Origin of the sequence: Pedobacter sp. 22226, from assembly GCF_052045455.1 — a bacterium.
In the GTDB taxonomy this organism is placed as follows: domain Bacteria; phylum Bacteroidota; class Bacteroidia; order Sphingobacteriales; family Sphingobacteriaceae; genus Pedobacter; species Pedobacter jeongneungensis.
Genome location: NZ_JBQEPB010000001.1, coordinates 777,958 through 802,228, shown reverse-complemented (window position 1 = coordinate 802,228; position 24,271 = coordinate 777,958). Strand labels below are relative to the sequence as shown.

Annotated in this window: 20 protein-coding genes and 1 riboswitch; of the genes, 7 read left to right on the top strand and 13 right to left on the bottom strand. The window is 39.5% G+C overall.

What is annotated here, in order from left to right; translation table 11 throughout:
* Positions 1–30: 30 nt before the first annotated feature.
* Together ACTJKC_RS03355 and ACTJKC_RS03350 are read right to left on the bottom strand one after the other, a co-directional pair.
* Entirely contained in the window at positions 31–1,623 is a 1,593-nt protein-coding gene (locus ACTJKC_RS03355; RefSeq protein WP_440790272.1) for a solute:sodium symporter family transporter, read from the bottom strand.
* A 9-nt stretch (positions 1,624–1,632) separates the two neighbouring features.
* Positions 1,633–2,655, bottom strand: a complete 1,023-nt coding sequence (locus ACTJKC_RS03350; protein WP_440790270.1) for a GntR family transcriptional regulator — start codon at positions 2,653–2,655, stop codon at positions 1,633–1,635.
* A 673-nt stretch (positions 2,656–3,328) separates the two neighbouring features.
* On the opposite strand from ACTJKC_RS03350, the gene ACTJKC_RS03345 reads away from it, so the two are divergent.
* Entirely contained in the window at positions 3,329–3,529 is a 201-nt protein-coding gene (locus ACTJKC_RS03345; protein ID WP_344851132.1) for a YtxH domain-containing protein, read from the top strand.
* A gap of 211 nt (positions 3,530–3,740) precedes the next feature.
* Here the strand turns inward: ACTJKC_RS03345 and ACTJKC_RS03340 are convergent, their stop codons facing one another.
* Complete coding sequence (locus ACTJKC_RS03340) at positions 3,741–5,180, bottom strand: SusD/RagB family nutrient-binding outer membrane lipoprotein (RefSeq protein WP_440790267.1); 1,440 nt, start codon at positions 5,178–5,180, stop codon at positions 3,741–3,743.
* An 11-nt stretch (positions 5,181–5,191) separates the two neighbouring features.
* Positions 5,192–8,356: a SusC/RagA family TonB-linked outer membrane protein gene (locus ACTJKC_RS03335; RefSeq protein WP_440790265.1), complete on the bottom strand. Its 3,165-nt coding sequence runs from the start codon at positions 8,354–8,356 to the stop codon at positions 5,192–5,194.
* 323 nt (positions 8,357–8,679) lie between these two features.
* Positions 8,680–8,785, bottom strand: a riboswitch (SAM riboswitch).
* 137 nt (positions 8,786–8,922) lie between these two features.
* Here ACTJKC_RS03335 and ACTJKC_RS03330 point away from each other — a divergent pair.
* A complete protein-coding gene (locus ACTJKC_RS03330) occupies positions 8,923–10,197 on the top strand; it encodes a peroxiredoxin family protein (RefSeq protein WP_440790263.1) in 1,275 nt (424 codons plus the stop codon).
* Between the two features lie 257 nt (positions 10,198–10,454).
* Complete coding sequence (locus ACTJKC_RS03325; protein WP_440790261.1) at positions 10,455–11,726, top strand: hypothetical protein; 1,272 nt, start codon at positions 10,455–10,457, stop codon at positions 11,724–11,726.
* 157 nt (positions 11,727–11,883) lie between these two features.
* Here the strand turns inward: ACTJKC_RS03325 and ACTJKC_RS03320 are convergent, their stop codons facing one another.
* Positions 11,884–12,375 carry an anthrone oxygenase family protein gene (locus tag ACTJKC_RS03320; RefSeq protein ID WP_440790259.1) on the bottom strand — a complete coding sequence of 164 codons (492 nt, stop codon included), beginning with the start codon at positions 12,373–12,375 and terminating at the stop codon, positions 11,884–11,886.
* Positions 12,376–13,003: 628 nt separating this feature from the next.
* On the opposite strand from ACTJKC_RS03320, the gene ACTJKC_RS03315 reads away from it, so the two are divergent.
* Both ACTJKC_RS03315 and ACTJKC_RS03310 read left to right on the top strand, forming a co-directional pair.
* The gene (locus ACTJKC_RS03315) at positions 13,004–13,729 is read left to right on the top strand and encodes a LytR/AlgR family response regulator transcription factor (protein ID WP_344851138.1); all 726 of its coding nucleotides are present in this window, start codon (positions 13,004–13,006) and stop codon (positions 13,727–13,729) included.
* A gap of 237 nt (positions 13,730–13,966) precedes the next feature.
* The gene (locus ACTJKC_RS03310; protein ID WP_440790257.1) at positions 13,967–15,103 is read left to right on the top strand and encodes a sensor histidine kinase; all 1,137 of its coding nucleotides are present in this window, start codon (positions 13,967–13,969) and stop codon (positions 15,101–15,103) included.
* 12 nt (positions 15,104–15,115) lie between these two features.
* Here the strand turns inward: ACTJKC_RS03310 and ACTJKC_RS03305 are convergent, their stop codons facing one another.
* From ACTJKC_RS03305 to ACTJKC_RS03295, 3 genes are all read right to left on the bottom strand, one after another.
* Positions 15,116–15,583, bottom strand: a complete 468-nt coding sequence (locus tag ACTJKC_RS03305; RefSeq protein WP_440790255.1) for a hypothetical protein — start codon at positions 15,581–15,583, stop codon at positions 15,116–15,118.
* Between the two features lie 16 nt (positions 15,584–15,599).
* Positions 15,600–15,980: a LytR/AlgR family response regulator transcription factor gene (locus ACTJKC_RS03300; protein ID WP_344851141.1), complete on the bottom strand. Its 381-nt coding sequence runs from the start codon at positions 15,978–15,980 to the stop codon at positions 15,600–15,602.
* Between the two features lie 240 nt (positions 15,981–16,220).
* On the bottom strand, positions 16,221–16,682 hold the full coding sequence (locus ACTJKC_RS03295) for a PA2169 family four-helix-bundle protein (RefSeq protein ID WP_344851142.1): 462 nt from the start codon (positions 16,680–16,682) through the stop codon (positions 16,221–16,223).
* A 323-nt stretch (positions 16,683–17,005) separates the two neighbouring features.
* Between ACTJKC_RS03295 and ACTJKC_RS03290 the strand changes: the two genes are divergently transcribed.
* Entirely contained in the window at positions 17,006–17,494 is a 489-nt protein-coding gene (locus ACTJKC_RS03290; protein WP_440790252.1) for an ankyrin repeat domain-containing protein, read from the top strand.
* Here ACTJKC_RS03290 and ACTJKC_RS03285 read toward each other — a convergent pair.
* The 4 genes from ACTJKC_RS03285 to ACTJKC_RS03270 form a co-directional block, all read right to left on the bottom strand.
* A complete protein-coding gene (locus ACTJKC_RS03285) occupies positions 17,491–18,096 on the bottom strand; it encodes a hypothetical protein (protein ID WP_440790251.1) in 606 nt (201 codons plus the stop codon). The two genes, ACTJKC_RS03290 and ACTJKC_RS03285, sit on opposite strands and share 4 nt — an antisense overlap.
* Positions 18,097–18,162: 66 nt before the next feature.
* Complete coding sequence (locus ACTJKC_RS03280; protein WP_440790249.1) at positions 18,163–20,355, bottom strand: catalase; 2,193 nt, start codon at positions 20,353–20,355, stop codon at positions 18,163–18,165.
* Between the two features lie 10 nt (positions 20,356–20,365).
* Complete coding sequence (locus tag ACTJKC_RS03275; RefSeq protein WP_440790247.1) at positions 20,366–20,920, bottom strand: YciE/YciF ferroxidase family protein; 555 nt, start codon at positions 20,918–20,920, stop codon at positions 20,366–20,368.
* A 152-nt stretch (positions 20,921–21,072) separates the two neighbouring features.
* On the bottom strand, positions 21,073–21,759 hold the full coding sequence (locus tag ACTJKC_RS03270) for a DUF2461 domain-containing protein (RefSeq protein ID WP_440790245.1): 687 nt from the start codon (positions 21,757–21,759) through the stop codon (positions 21,073–21,075).
* A 274-nt stretch (positions 21,760–22,033) separates the two neighbouring features.
* Between ACTJKC_RS03270 and map the strand changes: the two genes are divergently transcribed.
* Positions 22,034–22,837, top strand: coding sequence for a type I methionyl aminopeptidase (gene map / locus ACTJKC_RS03265; RefSeq protein WP_440790243.1), 804 nt, complete (start codon positions 22,034–22,036; stop codon positions 22,835–22,837).
* Positions 22,838–22,963: 126 nt separating this feature from the next.
* Here map and ACTJKC_RS03260 read toward each other — a convergent pair whose 3' ends face one another.
* On the bottom strand, positions 22,964–23,962 hold the full coding sequence (locus tag ACTJKC_RS03260; RefSeq protein ID WP_440790241.1) for a 2-hydroxyacid dehydrogenase: 999 nt from the start codon (positions 23,960–23,962) through the stop codon (positions 22,964–22,966).
* Positions 23,963–24,271: the final 309 nt, after the last annotated feature.

Genomic DNA, 24,271 nt, shown 5'->3' with positions numbered 1-24,271 from the left:
ATAAAATATATAAACAACTGAATTACAGGACTAAGCAAGTATATAGGAAGAGAAAATAAAAAAGACAAGTGCCATTAGTGAAATCAATACAAGGTGATAATAATGTCTATTCCGCCAGGGAATAATTGCAATTTTATTATCAAGTACCAAAGTATATGGAGTTTGTTTGGGATACAGCTTAGAAATGGACAGCATCAATAAAACGGTGATGATAAAAATAATAGCCAGCGTGTGGAGGTAATGTAAATGGATGGAAAATACCCACTCGCTTAACACATAGCAGGAAATAAAGAATAGCATCCCGATTTTGGCAGCAATAGGTGGCATTTTTTTGGTGATAAATCCTAAAAAGATAATGGTAAAAATGGGCAGACTGAAAATTGCACTGATTTTCTGCAAATACTCGTAAAAACCATGTTTCGAAAAAATAATAAATGGTGCAAAAGCCATGGCAAAAAGCGAAACCGAAATCTGGAAAAGCCGCCCTGTCCTGAGCAAACTCCTGTCAGATAGTTCTTTGCCTTTTTTCTCCATAAATGGTTTGTATAAATTGAGGAGAAATAACGTGCTCGAGCTGTTTAAGCCGGCATTAAAGGTAGTAATTGCTGCCCCAAAAAGCACACAGGCCGATAACCCCATTAAAAGCGGTGGCAATACATCTTTAATCAGCAAGGGAAATACCTGGTTGGTATTGGTTAAAACCGGATAAAGGTGCACCGCGATTAGGCCAGGAATATTAATTAATAATGGACAAAGCAATTTTGCGAAGCAGGTTAATGCAATACCTTTCTGACCTTCTTCTAAACTTTTGGCCGCCAGTACCTGCTGGATAATATATTGCTCCATGCCCCAGTAATAAAGGTTAACAATGAGCATACCTGTAAATAAGGTAGAAAAAGGAACGGCATCTTTGCTGCTTCCTATCGAATTGAGGTGTTCTTTTTTAGTGGAAAGTACAGTAGAAAGTCCGCTGAAAAAATCACCCTGCCCTAAATAGCGTAATCCGTAATATGGTAGCGCGATAATTAAAATCAACATACCCGCGCTTAATACAGTATCGGAAATGGTGATGGCTTTAAAGCCGCCTAAAATGGTATAAACAGAACCAATCAGCCCCATAATCCACACAAAAACCCATATACTTTCCCAATAAGAAAGGTGAAACCCTGAAAGATCGATCAGGTTACTGAAAGCCACTGCGCCACCATAAAGTACGGATGGAAGCAGGTTAATGATATAACTAAACAGAAAAACCACCGAAACGAGTGTTTTGGTCTGTTTATCATACCTTTTCTCCAAAAAATCGGGAATGGTGCGGATGCCGGTTTTAAAATAAATGGGGATAAAAAACTCCGAAACAATAATCATGGCAAGGATAGATGAAATCCCCCAGCCAATTACCGACATGTTATTGATGTAAACTGATTCGTTTTCGCCGATAAACTGGTTGGCGCTGATGTTGCTGAAAAACAATGAAGCACCAATAATGATAAAACCGTTGGTGCGGTTGGCAAAGAAAAACCCGGTGATTGTGGAGCGCTGTGTTTTCCTCGTTTTGAAATAAGAAATCACCGCGGCCAAAACCGTGAACAGGATAAAACTGATGATGGCCGTTGTTCCCACAAGATGGTGCTAAAGTGAATTTCTTCTGATCAGTTTATTTTCCATTACCTGTTTAATGGGCTTCAGGCTGAGCACAAACTCGGCAGCTAAGCGGCCCATGTGCGCAAAATCGATTGAGAAGGTGGTAATCCCGTCAAATATGATTTCTTTAACATTGTCATCGTTATGCGAAAGGATACCGAGATCTTTGCCCACTTTTAAGCCTTTAACCTTGGTATCTTTCAGCATTTCCCAAAGTTCGAGGTTATGTATGGTAAAATAAACTTTATCTGGTGCAATACTCCCCGCCTCGTAATTATTTTTGATTACCCCGTTAATGTTAAATTCTTTAATAAACCGTTTAAAGGAGATTAATACCTCATTTGGTTCGGCAGAAGAAGGTTTAAAAAAGAAAACGAATTCAGAAAATTCTTTGATCCTCGGCGCCAGTTGTAAAAAGGCATTATACGAAGCTTTTTCAAACTCCTGAACGATGTAGGAATAATCGCCTTTCAGTTTTACATACCGGTCTACGATTAAGAGTTTTTCTTTGGGCAACTGCTCTAATACTTCTTTGGCTTCTTTACTTTCTATGGGTGCAATTACATACAAACCATACTGGCCTTTATTGCTGTTGATGATGGATTCGAAAACACTAAAATTGTTGTGGTGGAAATATACATCAACCTGGATATTCTCACCCAAATGATCGCGGAAATTCTGGTAAAATGTTTCCTGGAAGGTATCAAAAGCATAAATCAGTAAACAAACTTTCAGGTGCTGTTCGGTATCATCAGTGGCTACAAAATAACCCATCCTGTTTTTCGATTCCAAAATACCCCTGCTGATGAGTTCTTTATAGGCCTTACCAATGGTTTCTTTGGCAAAACCGGTTTCCCGCATCATTTCGTTAACGGAAGGCAACATATCGCCTTTGGCAATTAATTTATGATTCAGGCCATTGATGATTCCCTGTACAAGCTGTTCGTGTTTCGAGAAAGAATTGATGATGCTCAAATTTTTGATTTCATTGAACAGCTTTTCCTTATTCATGCAGCAATATTTGGTTTAATCGATTTACTAGAGGTTAATTTGCCCGAAATATATAAATTTAATAGAGATTATCGGTAAAAATTTTATCGTTGTGCCTGCTAGTATTAGTCGCCACGGAGACGCAGATGATCACGAAATACCCTTAGAACAATTCTTTTACTCGTTGTGTCATCCTGAGCGTAGCCGAAGAATCCTATTACACAGTTCGATATTATTCCCACGGAGACGCAGATAATCACGAACTCTTAGAACAATTCTTTTTACTCGTTGCGTCATCCTGAGGAATAATTAATTTTATAAAAATCAATATGAATGACAGAAGAATCTTCGCGCAATGATAAGTCGCTAAGTTCGTCATTGCGAGAAGGCTTTTTCAGCCGACGAAGCAATCTTTCTAACCATGATCGCTAGCAGGAAAGATTGCTTCGTCGTTCCTCCTCGCAATTGTAAAGGTTTAGTAATTCTGTTACCGAATTACTAAACCTTTACAGCAATGACGACCTTTCTAAATCTGTCAATGGTAGCGTAGCCGAAGGATCTGTTATCACAGAAATATTTAAACAGAAATATTTAATTCATCCTGTTCTTTGGAGACAAAATGTAACAACAGCTATCGCAAAATGTCTAAAACTTTTAACGGTCTCATAATGTTTAATTAAAAAAAGAAAAGAACATGGGAATTTTAAAAACAGCAATTATTGGCGCTGCAGTATATGCAGGCGTGAAATATATCACTAAGAAAGATCCGGTTACCGGACAATCAATCGTTGACGAATTATTGGACCGTGCACCGCAATGGGCCGATAAAGCAAAAGGTTATGCAGAGGACCTTACCTCAAGGGCAAGCAACGCCGCTGAGGATTTAGCCAGATGAATAGCTTGTAGAAATAAGGAGCCCGAAGAGGCGAAATATTTATTTCTCTGATCAAACAAAAAAACGTCCCGATGGAAAATCGGGACGTTTTTTTGTTAAATGTCAGGTGGTAACACCCGACGTCACCTTGAGAATCATCGTCTTTCCCGCGCAGGCGGGAATCTTAAAGCCTGTTGCTTTTAAGAACAATTTTCTTCATTTACAGATTAAACTAAAAAACATCAAACCAAAGTTTGGTGGTGAGTAAATCCGCTCCCTGGCTGCTTACCGCATTTTTATAATTTTGTCCGTTTAACGATTGCTCGGTACCAGGATATATAAAACGTACCGGAATTTTACCATTGAGCACTGTATTTACCGAAGCCTTTAGCTGTGGATAATCCAGCCTGCGTTGCTCTGCCCAGGCTTCTAAACCCTGACCGAATAAAGCAATCCATTTTTGCTCACCAATTGATTTTTTATAGTTGCTGGCATCATACTGCACTGCGGTGCTATTCAGGTAAGCCTCAATATTACTATTAAGATTAGTCAAACCATATTGTGCATATGACGCTGTAATGGCCTGTTTGTATAAATCCTGCGCATTTTCTGTAGTAAAACCGCGGGCCGCTGCTTCTGCCCTATCGAAAAGTACTTCGGCGTAACTTAAAATCACTGCGGGTGCTTTAGGATCAAGGAAATAAGCGCCTGGTTTTGAAGAGTTTGCCAAACCAATAGCACTTGCTTCAGAGTTGGTAGAACCATTCGGGATCCCCACATAACCTTGTGGTTCCTTTTCGGTTTTACTGGCATAAACAGGTAATCTTGCGTCACCTAACGCCGTAAGCCTGTCTACAATCGTCTTACTGATCCGGTAATCATTTCTTGTTTCAAATGAAGCCGCCACCGGATTTTGCTGAGGTGAAACATCATAATCGAGTTTGGCATTTTCAGAATTAGCAGAAATGTACAGGCCACCTTCTGCCTTTATTTCGTCTATCACCTGTTTAGCTTTGGCAGGATCTTTATCAGCGATACGCAGGGCGATGCGAAGGCGTAAAGAATTGGCGAATTTTTTCCAGTTTTCGGTATTTCCCTTGTAAATAATATCGCCGGCAATGCCATTGCCCGATTTTAAATTTAACGCCGTCAGCGCTGATTTCAAATCTTCCAAAACACCATAGTACACATCCTTTTGCTTATCGTAAACTGGCGTAATAAATTGTTTAATTTTTCCTGCCTGCGTATAAGGGATGTCGCCATAAGCATCGGTAAGCAGCAAAAATGTCCACGATCTTAATACGAGTGCAACTCCTCTGTAAACAGAATTACCTTGTGCATCGCCCAGTTCGATAATTTTATTATAACCTGGAATACTTTGTGCGTAACCGGTAGACCATAACGAAGTAAAACTACTGTTCGAATAAATAAAGCGATCTTCTTCTGTGTATTGTACTTTAGCCCAGTGCTGTGCAAAAAGCAGACTCGAGTTCATATTATTGGTTACGCCCCAATAGGCATCTACAGTAGCTTTAGTGGTGCCTGTAAGTAAATAATCGGGTACGGGAATTTCGGGCGCATTCGGGTTGATATTCACCTCATCCAGTTCTTTGTTACATGATGAGAAGGCAATTGCCAAAATGGCCAGTATATATAGTTTCTTATTTTTCATGATGATGATAATTAAAATTTAACATTCAGGTTGATGCCATAACTGCGTGTACTTGGATTGGAAAGACTTTCTAAACCTTGTCCGTTACCCGTATTAAAAGCCACTTCAGGATCAATATCAACAGTGTTGCGGTGGATAATCCAAAGGTTACGGCCAACAAGCGATACAGAAACACCCTGTAAACTTAACGGACGAAGCCATTTTGCAGGTAAGTTATAGCTTAATTTCACTTCGCGAAGCTTAACATAAGAAGCATCAAAAATATTGGCTTCGTCTATATTTCTGAAGGTTTTATAATACTGTTGAGCCGGTAATATTTTCTCATTGCGTTTGCCATCGGCGGTTACGCCATCAAAAATAATCCCGTCATCATAAACCGTTACACCTGCAGGAGCAGTTCCGTTTACCCTCACGGTTCCGTTTGCCTTATCATTGCCGGGATAGTAATAAGAAATACCCCCATATTCAGCCGCCCTTCCCGGAAGTGTAGAAGCTAAAACCCCTGTATAGGTTCCTGTAGCATAAGTTCCGTTGTAAATAGAGCCACCAATGCTGGCATCAACCAATACACCTAAACTAATGCCTTTGTAGCTAAAAGTATTGTACACCCCACCAATCCAGTCAGGCGTATATTTTCCCAATACCTGTTTGGTAGGATTTGTAGCCGGTGCTCCGGTGGAATTAACAATAATATTTCCACTGGCATCTCTTAAAAAAGCAGTTCCGAACAATGAACCATAAGGCTGGCCAACCGTTGCAATTACCTGTGCAGAGTTTGAAGCCACAACATAATTGGTTAAGAATTTCTCGGCATCCAACTCAATTACCCTGCTCCTGTTTGCTGCAAAATTGAAATCAACATCCCAGGTAAAAGCTTTTTTAATTGGCGTGATGCCTAATTGTGCTTCTATCCCTTTGTTGTTAATTTTGCCTGCATTAAGCAGTTTAGAGCTAAAACCTGTACTCTGACTTACATCGGCGGCTAAAATCTGGTTGTAACTGTTAGTATTATAAGCACTTAAATCTAAACGTAATCTTTTATTAAAAAATACAGCCTCAGCCCCAAGTTCCGTAGAAGTGGTGGTTTCAGGCTTAAGATCAGGTTTTAAATCAATTGACCCTGTGGTGAGTTGTGGATTGCCCGCAAATGGCGCACCAAATGCGTAAGTGTTGATCAAACGGTAAGGATCGGCATCTTTACCTACTTTAGACCAGCCGCCGCGGATTTTTAAGTAATCAAGTACCTCACTTTTAATGTCGAAAGCTTCGGTAGCAACAAAACTTCCGTTAAACGACGGATAAAAATAAGACCTGTTTTGCGCCGGCAAGGTTGATGACCAATCGTTACGCGCTGTGATATTGGCAAAAAGATAATTTCTGAAACCGATTTGCCCCGAAGCATAAACACTATACGACTTCAACCTAGATAAATTGTTTGAAGAGATAAGCGGATCGCGGGAGTTTTTAAGCGTATAAAGTCCGGCGATGGCCAGTTTTGGTGCACTCTGATCGTTCTGTTCGATGTATTGCCTGCGGATATTACCACCACCCAATAATTCTAAGCTAAAATCATCGTTTAACTGTTTGTTAAAATTCAGTGTTGCATCGGTATTATTTTCGCTTACAGTAAAGGCACTTTCAGTATAAGAACCAAAAGGCGTTCCGTTGGTTCCATAAGCAATCCTCACTTTACGCCTGTCGTTATAATAATCTGTTCCCGATCTGAAATTAAAATTAAGTCCGTCAATAATCTTATAATTAAGGGCTAAACTACCGATAATCCGGCTACGGTTTTGCGAAACGGTGTTTTCGTAAGCTACCCAATACGGATTGCTATAATAGCTGTTGTTCCAGTTAAACGTTTTTCCATTTTCATCTAAATAATTTTTTAACTGGTTAATATCAACCTGACGGCCAAACCAGGTAAACTGCAACATGGTACTGGTTGAGCGCGAGCCGCCTGTACCGGGTAAATTATCCGAATTCAGTTTACTGTAATTCGCATTGGCGGTTAAAGTTAATTTCGGTGTTATCTTTAATGAGGTATTTAACACAAATGAATTTTTCCCCTGACCAGAGTTCGGCACAATGCCAACCTGTTTCAAATTGTTGTAAGAAATCCGGTAATCGTATTTTTCGCCTGCATCTGCAACCGATACCCCATTGTTTAATGAATAACCGGTTTGGAAGAAATCGCGTACATTATCCGGATGCGCAATAAACGGAACAGCAACGCCTTTCGAATAAAATTGAGGGATTAATCTTCCATCCAGTTTTGGTCCCCAGCTTTCATCTACACCATCATTTAAACCTTTACCGGCACCATCTACATAACTAAACTGCCCTTCTGAGCCTTGTCCGAATGCATTTTGATATACTGGTAGCGTAAGTAAAGTTTCTAAAACCGCGTTTGAATTGATGGCAATGCCAAGTCCTTTTTTCGATTTACCGGTTTTGGTTTTGATCAGGATCACCCCTGCTGCAGCCCTGGAGCCATATAATGCCGCAGCATTTGGTCCTTTTAGCACACTCATCGATTCGATGTCTTCCGGATTGATATCTGAAATTGTATTTGCATAATCTCTGGCACCCGCTGAATTCAATTGTGAGTTATCCACCGGGATCCCATCTACCACAAACAAGGGCTGGTTATTACCGGCTATCGAAGTTTCTCCCCTGATCACCACCCGAGATGAACCCATGCTTCCCTGGCTGTTGGTTACCCTTACACCGGCAATTTTTCCGGCCAGCGCATTTACCAGGTTCGATTCTTTTGCCTCGGCTACACGGTCGCCTTTTAATTCCTGAACGGCATAACCCAGTGATTTTTTCTCTCTCGATATGCCTAAAGCCGTAACAACCACCTCATCTAAGGCATTATCGCTCGATTGAAGGATGACCGAAATCGGTCCGTTTTTGCTAATTTGAATCTCCTGGGTTTTAAAACCGATATACGAAAATACCAGGGTACCTTTTTCCGGTGCATTGATTGAAAAAGCACCTTTGCCATCCGTAATGGTAGTTTGTTTGGTTTCTTTTATAAGGATGGATACCCCTGGGAGTGTTTCACCATCTGCCGACTTCACCGTTCCGGTTATGGTGGCATTTTGAGCGAATAATTGCTGCGTAATAAAAAGCAGCAAAACAAACGCTATTGATTTAAAATTTGTGAACATGTGTGTGTAATTAATGATTAGATTAAGGATAAAAATTTGGCAAAAACAATTCCTGCACAGTTAAAACCGTGTTTTTATTAAAGAATAAGAAGGAATGGTCAGATCAGAAAGCCTGTTAAAATAAGGTTACCCTAACAGGACATACGCATTCGGGAATACGTACAAAGGTTTGCATTAAGGGATTTTAGCTCGTCTGTTTTTTTCATTTGAATGATTTTCTATAAAACATATTTTACTTATCAAAAGCAGCATCCGGGCAAAAAAAAAGCACCCCTTAAATCAGAAGTGCTCCATATATTTTTATAAGGATAACGCAAACAACTGACTTAACTACCCCAGATTCATCCGGGATGGAATTAGCACCATTTCTACTTAAAGATGGTTGCTAAGGCTTCACAGGGCCATTCCCTCCGCCTTTCTTGATAAGTATTTTAAAATAACTGGGGCAAAGGTATAACTTATTCGATTTATCCTATAGTTTTTATAGATTTTTTTTGAAATATTTTTTCTTTGGCTATATCGTCCGTATATTTGTCGACTGATTTAGTCGATTAACACACATCCCAATGAACATAAAATCCTTATTAACTGCCGTACTGGCCATATCAACTTCCATAACCTTTGCTCAGAATCAGGCTGTTTTAGCCAATAATCAACAGGCAAAGGCCAAAGAAAAAAAATCAAAAGCATTTGTTGCGCTGGGTACCTGGCGTGGAATTGCCAAAGTAAAGGAAGGTTTGGATATTCCTTTCAATTTCGAAATCAACGAAAAAAGCGGTCAACAGAAATTATATTTTCGCAATGCGGAAGAAAGATTTGAAGGTGGTTTGGTAAAACAGACCGCGGATTCGCTTTTTGTAAAACTCGATCAGTTTGATAACGAACTGGCTTTTGCACTTGTAGATGGTGATCATTTATCTGGTACGTTAAGAAAGCAGGATAAAGCAGGCAAACCTTTAACCATTGTTGCAGAACGTAAAAATTACCGTTTTGAAACGCTTAATAAGCCAGCCACCGCTGATTACTCGGGAAGTTACGATGTTGTTTTTAAATCGCCCAATGGTAAAGACGAAAAAACAGTTGGTTTATTTAAGCAAACTGGTAACAAACTTACCGGAACTTTTTTACGCGTAACCGGCGATTCGCGCTATCTTGAAGGTGTAGTAGAAGGCAATGAGTTCCAGCTTTCGAGTTTCATCGGCTCCTCTCCTGCTTATTACAAAGGTACTTTTCAGTCGGATGGTACTTTAACAGGCGAAATTTTAGGTGCCAGGGGAAGTCAGGCTTTTACCGGAACCAAAAATAAAGATGCAGCCCTTCCTGATCCCTACAAACTTACCTACCTCAAATCGGGATATAAAACGCTTGATTTCAGTTTCCCTGATGTAAACGGTAAAAAGATTTCGTTGAAAGACGAAAAATATAAAAATAAGGTCGTGATTTTAACCATTACCGGAAGCTGGTGCCCCAACTGTGTTGACGAAGCCACTTTCATAGCACCATGGTACAAGGCAAACAAAAAACGCGGTGTAGAAATTATTGCTTTACATTACGAACGTTCAACCGAACCTGAATATGCAAAAAAAGTAATGACTCGTTTCCGTGAGCGTTTTGGTATCGAATACGATCAGGTACTTGCAGGCACTGCCGATAAACAAGTGGTATCTCAATCATTACCGGCGCTTGATTCGTTTTTATCTTTCCCAACCACCATCATCATTGATAAACAAGGTAATGTGGCACAGATCCACACCGGTTTTAATGGCCCTGCAACCGGAAAGTTTTATGATGAATTTGTAAAGGAATTTAATGGAGAGATTGATTCACTGTTGAAGAAGTAGTGAATTTTCGTAGAATTTCGGTCGGTGAAATGCCGACCGATAGATAAAAATCTTTGCTCCAATTCCTTTTTACCCCGGATATGACGCAGATTAAGGCCCTTAAACCTTGAAACAAATATGTCCGTTTCCGGACTAAAACCGTTCATTTACGAACAGCTTTTCAGATTATTTTTAACAGAACCCATTATAGCACGCCTGGAGGGCTATATAATTACCTTGGCACAGTCTTGGCCTTTAGCGATGGTAAATTAAAAATAATGAAGAAGATACTTTTATTTGCACTTATACTGAGCTGTATACTATCTCAAAATATTGATGCCTGCACCGTGATCTCCTATGCGCTAAAAGGTGAGGTTTATGCAGCAGCAAATGAGGATGATTACATGGGCTTTGCACGGGTATGGTTTAATCCAAAAACAACCGGCCGATATGGATCGGTATGTTTTGGCCTCCCCGACCTGCAGGCACAGGCAGCAATGAATGAGCATGGATTGTTCTACGATTTTACCGCACAAAACATCGATCCTGCGCAATTCCGTCCAAAAAATGTTTATAAGGGAGATCTTTTCTTCGAGATATTGGGAAAATGTAAAACGGTGCCGGAAGCAATGATTTTTCTGGAGAAGTATGATTATGCAATAAGTGCCCAGGTATTAATTGCGGATGCCCTCGGAAATTCGGTCATCATCAATGCCGGTACAAAATTAACCAAATCAGGCGCTTACCAGATCAATACTAATTTTGACATCAGCAAACTTAAAACCAAAAACTACGTGTGCAGAAGATACGATATTTCGGACGAAGCATTGAAAAAAGCCCACGCCTTAAACGTTCCTTTTTTCAGGGATATTTTAAGCCAAACCCGCCAGGAAGGAAAATTATCGACCATCTATTCCAATATCTACGATCTTAAACGTAAAATAATTACCGTGTACAATTTCCACGATTTCGAACATCCATGGGTAATCGATTTAAAGAAAGAGCTGAACAAAGGCTACAAACTGGAGAAGTTAAGTAACCGGTTTCCTGCAAGTTTTGCATACGAACAATTTTCGATGAGCGATAAAGCCATGTACCGTAAAGAAATGATTCTGGACGAGATTAATACCAAAGGATTACAACCCACGCTAAACCATTATTTTGATTTGGGTAAAAACAATGCTAAAAAAGACAGCACCATTAACAGCATACTTTTGGAAGTAGGCATCCAACTGATTAAAGAAAGCTACAATCAATATGCCCGCGGCGCACTTTGGGAATATTGGTTCGAAATGCCGGGTGGTTTTAAAATAGAAAGCATCAACGATAAACGTGTACACGCAGCCGGAGAAATTTTCGATTATTTAAAAACAGAAAAAGGGACAGATGCCAAACTGAAAAATTTTATTTTCGAATTAAGCGCTTACACTAATTTAGTTCAGGGCGACCGCAATAAAGCAAAAGAATATTACCATATAGCCGCTGGCAATAGCGCCGATACCTGGCCGATATCTTTTAACCGTTCAAAAAAAATGCTGGCTATTTTATAAGATGAACAATGGTTTAGCAAAAAAATGAACAGGAAAGAACGCCGCCCAAAAAAGAAAACTTTCTACATTAGTCATCGAGAGCGTTAATAGATCCGGAGTCTGAACAGTTGTTCAGCTCCGTTTCCATAGGTTCGTTTTTAGTATAAATAAATTGTCGCTACGCATTTCTGCTCAATATTGCCGCATAAGCTGTTAGTACGATACAAATAAATGAAACAATCGTCCTGATTCTATGGAACAGGTTCCAGCCTGGTTCAAATTTATTACGCAAAGCCGTTAATTCTTCAGCATTTAATTTGGCTAAGTCTTTGCCATCCAGCAAATCATTAAGCGGTACGTTTCCGATTACGGTTACTAAGAAAACACCACTAAAATAAAGCAAGGCAGCTGCAAGAAGTAAATAAAACACAGTCCCCTGTTCCTTAAAAAACCAAACGCTGATGGGCAACAGTATCAGTGTACCCATAAAAGAAGTAAAAAACAGAGGATTTAAAATAGCCCTGTTAATAGATTGCATGGCCTGAAGAAATGAAAGATCAGAGAGGCGTGTTAGCCCGGGTAAAACTGAACAGGAATAAGCATAAAACAGTCCGCTAATAAGTGCTGTAGACACTGTACTGAGCAAAAGAATCAGGTTTTTAAAAGTCATAAATTGCAATTTAGAGGATGCCGGAAGAACGAATTTAATCAAATCGGCAGGAACTACCAAGTTTAATAAAGCAGTTAAATCGCAAAAAATCCGGATAATATCCTATCTAAAATGAGAGCGTCATTTTAGATAGGAAAGAGATTTAATTTAAATATGAATTTGACAGGTAGATGTAGATATGAGCGTATTTATATTAATATTTTTAACAACAGCCATTAAAAATCTTATTAGCCATTTATATAAATTCAAACGAATATCGCTCTTAAATATCTACTTTGGAACCAGGTTACACAGATCGGCGTGTTTTCGTTATATATAGCTAAAATTACAGGTTAATTACTCCTCAGGCTAATCCCAATGTTGTTATAAAAGAATTTAAATCCATTAATTTAATGCGTAAAAGCGGTTTTCAGGAGGAATAGTAGCTTTTTAAAGCCATCACTTAGTTATTGATTATTAGCATAAACAATTTTAACTTTAAATTATTTAATCATTCCTGTATGTTTCATAATACACATTTTTACATTAATTTAGCCAAGAAAATGAAACCCATATACAACGACGTATAAACCGTTCTATTTTCGTTACGAAAAGGCGTAATTTCGTTATGTATGCAAAAGATTAGGAGATGATTAAGTGTATAGCCATAGATGACCAGCAGAGTTCGATAACTGGACTGGAAAAATATATTGAAGATACGCCGAATATGCGGTTGGTGGCGAGCTATACAGATCCGTTAACGGCATTGATGGAACTTAAAAAGATAGATACAGTTGATGTAATTTTTATGGATGTGCAAATGCCACAGATTTCTGGTTTAGAGCTTGCGAAAGCTGTACGTTCGAAAACCAGGAAGCTGATATTTACAACATCACACCAGGAATATGCATTTGAGGCATTTGAAGCAGATGCTGATGCCTATTTATTAAAGCCTTATGGTTACGCAAAATTTGCACTTACCCTGAACCGGCTTTTTGGAGAAGAACTGGAAAGCGGAGATGATGAAACCTTTTTTTTGGTAAAAAATAAATCGGAGGAACATAAAGCTGTTTTGGTACGCTATGCTGACATTATTGCTTTCGAAAGTTTTCATAATTACATTAAAATACATACCAAAGACAAGGTAATTATTGCCTACCTGAGTTTAAAAGATGTAAAAGAACAGTTGAGCATTAAAAAGGGGTTTATACAGCTGCACAGGGCCTACATTATCGCAATTGAACATATACTGCATATCGACGGAACGAGGATTACACTTTCGAACCAGACGAGTTTTACGGTAGGTGATATTTATAATAACGATTTCCGTGAGTTTATTACGGATAAACTGATAATCAGCAGCCGCAAGAAATAGCGGCTGCTGATCAAAATATTTAATGAGGTGCAAATCCTGAAGTTCCCAGGGTCAGTGTAGTTGTCGTAGGATCAGAAGTAGTAGAAAAGTGTAATTTTGTATTTTTAAAGTTATTTTTTTTAAATACAAACAAGGTTCTTTTGTTTAATTTGATAGTTTTCATACTTTTTGTTTTTCTGAAAACTACCTGTGAAGTGGCTCTGTAACTTTATGTATTATATAGATGGTAAGATTATCATGATAGATCGTTTAAATTGGAAAAGTAACCCGATCAAAAATTGGGTATCAGAATATAAAATCCATATTATTTCGTGGACATGCTTTATTTTTTGGGAAACTGTACTCGTTGGTCTGTTTTTTGGTGTTTTCGGGAAATTTGGAAACTATGCTGTTCACTACGTGATCAACATTGCCTTCTTCTATATACATGCAAACCTTTTAAAAATAGGTACACAACCTTACCGTAATGCATACTGGAAAGTGCCCTTATTCATTATTTCGGAGATTGCTGTTTATATGTCTTTTGTGTATATGTTTGACAATTTTCTTGCACATTACACAAACTTACTATCAGGAGTACAACTGCCATTTTTAAAGCGGATTATTAATCTTGCATGGCGTGCATCTTTTTTCATGCTTTTTTCTACCGGATATTTTTTCTTAAGAAGATATTTAAGTGAAAAGACTGAAAAAGAGCGTATCGAAAAACAGCGGTTCCAAATGCTATTGGATAAAGAAAGAACCGATAAAGAACTTTTAATGTCGAAAAATGCTTTTTTAAAGGCACAGATCAATCCGCATTTACTTTTTAATACATTTGAGTTTATCCACCAAAAAATCAGGCAGCATTCGCCCGAAGATGCGCAGGTAATGGTGTACTTATCCGATATGATGCGTTTTGCAGCAACTACCGAACATCAGGAAGGTTATATAAAGGTAAATGAAGAAATTACCCAGTGCCAAAACCTCATCAAACTCCATCAGCTTACGCAGGGACAGGTTTTTATCGAGCTGGCATTTTCGCCGGATGTGCTTGGTATCAGGCTCATTCCGTTGGTATTATTAACTATTCTGGAGAATATGTTTAAACATGGTAATCTTTTCGACAGGGATAACAAAGCCACTATCGATATTTATATGGATGGTGAAGCATTAAAAATAGAAAGCCGGAATTTACCCGGTTTGGTAAAAAATGAAGTTGGCTTTGGCTCCGGACTTGACAATATCAGAACCAGACTGGATTATACTTACGGCAGAGCCGCAGAAATGAATGCTTTTATTGATGAAGAAGGTTTTTATACTTTAAGCATAGCAATAAATGAAAAGGCTTTAGAAGCAGCCTTTCCGGATCAGTTACAGGAAATAATTCATTAATAGTACTTTTTATTAAACATACCGGTCGATAGCTGGCTGCTTGGTTACTTCGTAAGAATTAGAGGTATTAAAAGAAGATACTTTAAAAACGATTTCTTCTTCCCTTTTGGCAAGGGCATGGATACCTGGTGTAAACCGCTGCCTGAACAATTTAATGCAAGCTTCAGCATGGCAGATGACCTCATAGCGGTTTTTACTTTTTACAATTACTTCCATGACATAATCCGGCCATTGTTTACTGATCAGGCGGGGCAACCAGCTAAATTGCTGTTTCTTAATTAACTCGCCCATTTCCTCCACTGCGGCATGGGGTATACCCTCGCCTACAATCTGAAGCCATTCTCCTTCAACTTCATCTATAATGCCCATCACATCACTGCCTGATAATACCAGCCAGGGATCTTCCATGCTGGCCTGCATAAGCTGATAAGATTGATCTTTAGTATATTCCTGTCTAAAAAGGTAAGTGAGTTCTATCATGAGGCGTTAAGATATATCAGTTTTTTATAGGAAGGTTATTTAGCCTAACCAATGTTTCGATGGTATTGGTAAAACGCTTCATCGATATTGGTTTTCCAAGGTAACATTCAAAGCTGGGGTCTATCGTTCTAACTTCATGCTCCAGATTGGAAGAAGCATAAATTACAAATCTTGCCTTTTCTCTTAAATGTTTAGAAAGCTCGGTTCCAGCCATTCCATCCATATCGATATCTAAAAACAGAAAATCTATTTTATCCCCATTTCCGATAATGTTTAAGGCATCGAGGGGATTATTAAAGGTACTGGACACTTTCAGAAAATCAATTTCATTGATGTAATCATTCAGCGCATCGATGGCATGCTGTTCATCATCAACTATCGAACAGTTGTAATACATATTTGTAGGTTAAAGTAGACTATACAAATGTTGGTAAAATCTATATGATTTCCAATAGCTGAAGATAAAAAAGGTAAAAGTACGGTAGCAGATGTATTTGTAATACGAATAGGCAATTCTTAATTGCTTTGTAAATGAATACACTGCATTATCCAAGACATATTACCAAGAAAACTGCAAAAAAAAGCCGTCCGGACTTTACAATCCGGACGGCTTAATTATTATTTTATTTATTAATTCTTACAATGATGCGTGCGCATCTCTTAATGCCTTAATGGCATCGTGACTGGTGTTAATACCTGCCTGTTGTTTCAATAATACCTCTCTGATGTTTTCTCCTAATTCATTTTCCTGAAGGGCATCACGGTAAGCTTTTTTAATGGCATCTTCTCCACGTTCGCATTCTGCTAAAATACTGTGACGGTCATCACCACCAAAGCTGGCTTTAATATCGATCCAGGCACGGTGTAAACTGCCTAAAATGGTATTTCCCGTATCCGGATTTTCACCATTTCTGCCTACTAACCCTGCAAGTTCGGTTACGTTAGCCCTGCTATCTGATGAAAATTTATCAAAAGTTGCTTTCAAGTCGATGTTTTCATCTTTTAAATCTGCACTTGCTTTATCAAAGCCATCTGCTCTATCGTTGTTGATCTGAATCAGGTCGTTTAATACTTCCACTGTTTTTTCTTGATTTTCCATAATATATATTGTAGATATTTTAACTAACAACAATATTTGGGACAGAATAGTTTAGATTATCTTACAACATTTGTTAAAAAGTAAAAGAGACTGATATTTTGGTTACGTAAAGCTTGAAACTAAAAAAAGATGAAAAAGAGAAAGCCCCATATTACTATGAGGCTATATAATGATGTTTTATGGGCATCCACCGATAAAACTAACCAAACAAACTATAGACTAAACGCGGAGCAATTAAATTTGTTTTAAAAAAATAATAAAATTTTAAAACAGATTAAATCCTGTTCTTAAAACTTTAAACCACAACTTTTGGTTATAGCAACATGGAGAATATAAATGAACTGATTATACCTGCTGCCCGACTTGGCGAAGTGGAAGTTATAAAAGAACTGATTAGCCGAGGTGTGGATTTAAACCACCGCGATGATAAAGGTTATACGCCTTTAATTATAGCCTGTTATAATAACCAGCCTGAAGCTGCCAAAATATTAATTGATGCCGGTGCAGCTATTGATGCTGCAGATTTTGGCGGAAACACCGCTTTAATGGGTGCGAGTTTTAAAGGTTACACCTCTATTGCGAAATTACTGATCGAAAACGGGGCCAGTTTAGATCTTCAGCATGGAAATGGCGGAACGGCTTTGATGTTTGCAGCGATGTTTGGCAGGAACGATGTGTTAAGGTTATTGCTCGAACATGGTGCTGACCCAACAATTGCAGACAAAACAGGAAAGCGTGCCGTTGAATTAGCTGCGCTGCAGGGAAATGAAGTTGGTATTGAAATGCTGCAAGCACATATAGAAGATACTTAATCTTCTAACAAGCCTTTAACGAGGCTTTTCCATTGAGGGTATGACAGACCAAGTTTTGCTGCCATACCCACAACAAAATTTCTTCCTTTATCGTACAAACTTCCTGTTTCGGTATTGGGTAACTCGTTCCGTCCGTGTTCCTCAGCGGTAATGCGTAAGCCGTATCTTTTAACAACAAAGGTCGATGTTGCGGTATCTTTAAGAAAATGTGCCGTTTTACCTTCAATTTCAAGCGGGTGAGCACAGGGCCTGACAGTGATTGCCAAAATCTGTAATTCGCTTTCCTCAATATTTTTTATTTCCTGGATTCGCACCCAGTCGTAACCCTTGCCTACGCTGGTACCGGGGCCCGGGATATCAATCCGGATATAATCGCCTTCTTCAGCATTTCTTTCGGCCTTAATGCCGTGTGGGTCCATGAGCTGAAAGTTAGACATTCCTGCATATTTGCCCCAGTCGTTAACCGATAGAAGTTTTGCAGATGTCTGTTTAAAAAGTGCTATGGCCTCTTCTGTTGAAGAACTAATCCGCTCTTCCAGGGCATCCATACTGGTACCTGTGTATTGTTTGGGGATGATATTTTGGTCAGGTTGATTTTCCATAATACATTTGAGGTTAAATCAGCGGAGGTTTGGTCTCCGCTGATTATTTTATAAGTTGAACTACAATTAAGCAGGGATTTTCCTTGGATTTTCCCGATCCCAAAAACGATGTTGTGCAATCATTTTAATAAACGTTGCTGTAAGCTTTTTTAAATCTTTGCCTACCAATACACCTTCACGCAATACGGTTTCTTCTGAGTATTCTGCAGGTAATTTTTTGAAAAAATATGTCGATTCTAATACTTGCAATGCTTCTTCATCTGCGGCAATGGCTTTACAGTGTTTAAAAGCTTCATTTAAAAAATGAACTGCGTTGGCTTCGGCCTCTAATGTAGCTACCGAATTGCCGCCACCTGGTACATATACGGCATCGTAAAGTACCGATGCTGCTGTTAAAAAGCTTTCGTCGGGTACAATCTGCTGATCTTCTTTCGAAATGATCTGTCCCAATTTAGGCGCTATAATGTGCACCACTGCTCCTTCGGCAACCAAAGCATCTTTAACTTTGCTTAGCGAAGCTCCATCTACCCCATCGGCAGCCAGTATGGCTACTTTTCTGGTTTTAATGGTGTTTTTTATGGTTCCGGCCATACTCAGGGCATCAGATTTTGCCAAACTACCTTCAGGATTTAAAGAAGCATAATCAGCACGGTCAGCATCTGCCGGAATACTGTTATTCAAATCTTCCAACGCAATTTTTGGAATGTGCAGGCCAAGTGCAAAAGCCACTTCGGCAGCAAGTTTATTATCTATCTGCACCAAAACAGCAAGCATACGCTCTCTGATGGCTACTGTTTTAACTTTGCCAAGCTCAAAACTTAAAGCATCAACAATGTGGTTTTTTTCAGCTTCGCTCTGGCTGTTAAAAAACAACCTGGCTTGCGAAAAATGGTCGAAAAAGCTTCTGCTCCTTGCCCTTATTTTCTTTGCATCGATACGTTCGTTGTAGCTGGTAAAACCACCATCGGCAGCTTTAACCTGTTGCGGATCGTTATTGGCAATGCCATTTGGACCATAACTGGTTTTGCCCCTGTTTATGGTTTGGCGCATGTAACCATCGCGCTGGTTATTGTGTACAGGAACTACCGGACGGTTAATTGGAATTTCGTGAAAATTAGGTCCGCCTAAACGGATTAGCTGGGTATCGGTATAAGAAAACAACCTGCCCTGCAATAAAGGATCGTTGGTAAAATCGATACCCGGAACTACATGCCCCACATGGAATGCCACCTGCTCCGTTTCGGCAAAAAAGTTATCAGTGTTTCGGTTTAAGGTCATTTTACCAATGCGCTGCACCGGAACCAGTTCTTCAGGAATCAGTTTAGTCGGATCCAAAAGATCGAATTCGAATTTAAACTCATCTGCTTCGGGAACAATCTGCACGCCAAGTTCCCATTCAGGGAAAGCGCCGGCCTCAATGGCATCCCATAAATCGCGACGGTGAAAATCAGGATCTTTACCTGAAATATTCTGAGCTTCATCCCAGGCTACGGCATGCACACCTAGAAGGGGTTTCCAATGGAATTTAACAAAGTTTGATTCGCCTTTAGCATTTACAAGCCTAAAGGTATGTACACCAAAACCTTCCATCATGCGGTAACTTCGGGGTAAGGCCCTATCGCTCATGGCCCACATAATCATGTGAGATGATTCCGGCAACTGAGAAATAAAATCCCAAAAGGTATCGTGCGCAGATGCTGCCTGTGGCATTTCGTTATCTGGTTCGGGTTTTACGGCATGGATCAGGTCTGGAAATTTAAGTGCATCCTGAATAAAGAATACAGGCATATTGTTGCCCACCAGATCGAAATTGCCTTCCTGCGTGTAAAATTTTACAGCGAAACCACGTACATCACGGGCCAAATCGGTTGATCCTCGTGAACCGGCAACGGTAGAGAAACGCACAAAAACAGGGGTTTCTGCACCGGGATCGCAAAGAAACGCAGCACGCGTTAGTTCAGACATGTCTTCGTACACTTTAAAAACGCCATGTGCGGCAGAGCCCCTGGCATGCACAACCCTTTCGGGTATGCGTTCGTGATCGAAATGGGTAATTTTTTCGCGGAGAATAAAATCTTCCAGTAAAGATGCTCCTCTTTCGCCTGCTTTTAATGAGTTTTGATCGTCGTTAATTTTTAGCCCATGGTTGGTAGTCATCGACTCACCGCTGGCATCGGCTACAAACGATTCGAGTTTTCTGGTCTTATCGTTTTCCTGCTGTGGCAGTGCATTTTTTTGATCTGATGTTTTCTTAGCCATTTTTATTCTTTTATGCTTCGTCAGCTGCTTTGTAATTAATTTCGTTTTCTGCTATATCGGTTAGTTTACTGTCGGCCAGTTTTTCTTCGGAAAGCGTTTGCTCTAAAATATCGGCGATATCGGTTAAACCAAGTGTGGTTGCCAATTGATAAAGGCCGCCATAACTGGCTATTTCGTAATGCTCTACTTTTTGCGAAGCAAGGATAATACCTACATCGCGGGTGGCGGTACCAGGTTCGGTTTCTTCTACAATGCCTTCGGCTTCTTTGGTTAAACCTTCCATGGCATCGCATTTTTTAGCAATAACTTTCTCCCCTAAAAGTTCGAATACCTGCTCCAGCCGGGTAACGTGGACTTTAGTTTCTTCGAGATGGGATTCTATTGCGTTTTTAAGTTCGGGGGCAGTAGCGGCCGAAATCATTTTGGGTAATGCTTTAACCAGGTGATTTTCTGCCCAATAAAGATCGGCGATAGCATCTTTAAATAATCCGTTTAATGCAGGTGCATCCTGAGCCGTTGTTTTAGTTGCGAATTTTGGATCGCCACCAGTTTCATTTTTTTTCATGTTATAAGCTGTTAAGGTATATATCTACAACCTTTTATTTCAGCTTAAGTTTTATGTTTCTATGCTAAGTTGGAATAAACGTATTTATATCAGGAAAAAACTGGTTTGGTTTAAGATTAAACCAGGAGAATAGTTAACCGGTATTTAACAATCTACTCTCCATTTGCATCGCTGCTGAGCACACTACTCATGTAATCGAAAAATGGTCGCATATCTTTAAAAGCCTGTCCCATGTGTTGAAGAAGATTTTCACCCAGCAGGGTTTCGTCATCAAATCTTTTAATCAGTAAAAACTGTTTAAAACGTAAAAGATCGATATCGGGATGCCCTGCGTCGAATCCTTTTGGTGTGGTTTTAAGTTGCTCTCCTGTTAAGCTACCAAAAGATGATATAAAATTTTTATCGTTCATAATATCACGCAACGGTTTTGCATCAAAGGCAATATCATCTCTGATCAGTTTCAGGTCGGCTGGCGAAGGTCCCCAGAATCCACCACCTACAAAAGTGTTTCCTTTTTCAATATGGAAATAATAACCACCGCGTCTGTTTTTGCCTGCCCGTTTGAAACTCCCGCTCCAATGCGTTTTATAGGGTGTTTTATCTGCGGAAAAACGTGTATCGCGATAAATGCGATAAAGGCTTTTTTTACCAGAGGGGGTTTCGATTACATCGTGGAGATTTAATCCGGTCAACAATGCAGAAGCAAAATTTTCAATATTGGCCTGCTCAGTAAGAAATTCGTTTTTACGCTCATTAAACCAATCGCGGTTGTTGTTTTTTTTTAACTGTACCAGAAAATCGATGTTGGAACGCTGTATTTTTATAGGTTTTGCAGACATGTAATTATGGGGTGTTTCTTTTTCAAATATAATGGCAGGATAAAATATATTTTACATGGCAGCGTAATAAATTAAAGTATTTCTGTTACCGTTTGAGAAATATAAGAACATATAAGGCCATAACCATTTCGCTACAATCATCCCTTTTACCTCATAAATCATCCTTATATAAACGCTAAACCTTATAACCTCTCCAACTTTGTAACCCTGCAACAATCCAACAATTAAATCTCCTCATTTCTGCTTACCCGCATCTTTTTGTAAATTTGCAGCAATGATTTTATACAAAACTAATGAAGAGGTAGAGTTGATGCAGATCAGCGCACTACTGGTAAGCGATACACTGGCAGAAGTTGCCAAAATAATCAAACCCGGAATTACTACACTACAAATTGATAAACTGGCCAATGAGTTTATACTCGATAATGGTGCTGTTCCATCTTTTTATAATTACAACGGCTTTCCTTTCCATATCATTACTTCGGTAAATGATGTGGTGGTACACGGTTTCCCAAGCGAGTATGAACTGGTAGACGGTGATATCATTTCGGTAGACGTGGGTACCATCAAAAACGGCTTTCACGGCGACCACGCTTATACTTTTATCATCGGTGAAGTATCACCTGAAATATTAAATCTTGTTAAAACCACCAAAGAATCGCTTTTTGTAGGGATTAAGGAAGCTGTTGTGGGCAAACGCCTCGGCGATATCGGCTATGCCATCCAAAACTACAACGAGAAGCATGGTTACGGAGTAGTGAGGGATCTGGTTGGTCATGGTTTGGGTAAAGATATGCACGAAGATCCGCAGGTGCCAAACTATGGCCGTAAGGGCACGGGCATGCTGTTAAGAGAAAACCTGGTAATGGCGATTGAACCGATGATTAATATGGGCAAAAAGGATGTCTTTTTAGATCATGATGGCTGGACGATCAGAACGGCAGACGGTAGTCCTTCAGTGCATTTTGAGCATGACGTATGTGTTAAAAAAGGCGAAGCATTAATCCTTTCTAATTACGCGCCTATAGAGGATGCAGAAAAGAAAAATATCAACCTGAATACTTCATATTACGCTTAATAGCAAAGAGGAAAGTGTTGATGGCATAGGGCCAAATACAATTACAATATCTGAAGGTTCATAATTGATTATGAACCTTCAACCAAATATCATTAATCAGTCCGCTATACGCTTAACGTCAATCGCTTACGCCAATACCGCAGCCTCATCTGCCCCATCACCGGTTAATAACGCCTTAACCGTAGCCAGAGTCGATTCTGCAATTTCAGTTAATGCTTCCTGTGTAAAAAAAGCCTGATGCCCGGTAACCAATACATTCGGGAAGCTGATCAGTCGCTGAATATCATCATCGCCGATTATACTGGCAGAAAGATCCTTAAAAAACAATTTTTCTTCCTGTTCATACACATCAATGCCCAATGCGGCAACCTGCCCGGTTTTTAATGCATCAATTACTTCGCGTGTATGAATCAATCCTCCTCTGCTCGTATTAATCAGTGTAACACCCTTTTTCATTGATGATAAACTGGCAGAACCAATCAGATAGTGATTTTCGGGCGTAAGCGGACAGTGCAGCGAAACGATATCCGCATCTTTAATTACTTCATGAAAAGGAAGGTATTTAATACCGGTATTTCGGAGCTGTTCATTCTCAAAAGGATCGTAGGCCAGCACCTTGCAACCAAAGCCCAGCATAATTTTACAAAAGGCAGCGCCTATTTTTCCGGTTCCGATTACGCCTACTGTTTTGCCAAAAAGATTGAAACCCATTAAACCTGAAAGTGAAAAATTCTGCTCGCGTACCCGGTTATAGGCCTTATGTGTTTTACGGTTTAACGTAAGTAACATTGCCACTGCATGTTCGGCAACGGCCTGAGGCGAATAAGCCGGCACCCTGCAAACGCGGATTCCATATTGCTTTGCGGCCTCCAGATCTACATTATTGAAACCTGCACAACGCAACGCAATAATTTTTACACCTTTTTCTGCCAGTACAGCAATCACCTCAACAGTTAATTTATCGTTTACAAATACACAAACGGCATCTGTCCCCGGTTTTATTGCATCGGCGATATGAGGCCCCAAATGGGTTTCCCAAAATTCGAGTTCGAAATCATAATGTTCGTTACAACTTTCAAAAAAATCACGGTCGTAAGGCTTGGCAGAAAAAAATACAATCTTCATTATGGTAAAAATACGGAATAGTTTGGTGGGTAGTGAGGTTAATTGTTGAAATTGGTTAATCGGTTAATTGTATAAATTGGTTAACTGATGCAAAATGCAGAACTTGTTAATTGTTTAAATCGGTTAACTGACACCAAACTCAAAACGCCAAACTCAAAACCGGTTATTGTCCATCGTCCATTATCCATCTTCCATTATCTCTCAGATATCCCTCTTCCATTATCCCTCCGTTACTCCCCAATCACCTCATTGGTAACATGTTGATTACGCTCCATGCGTTTAGCCTGCTGCGCCGTATTTTTATGGCAC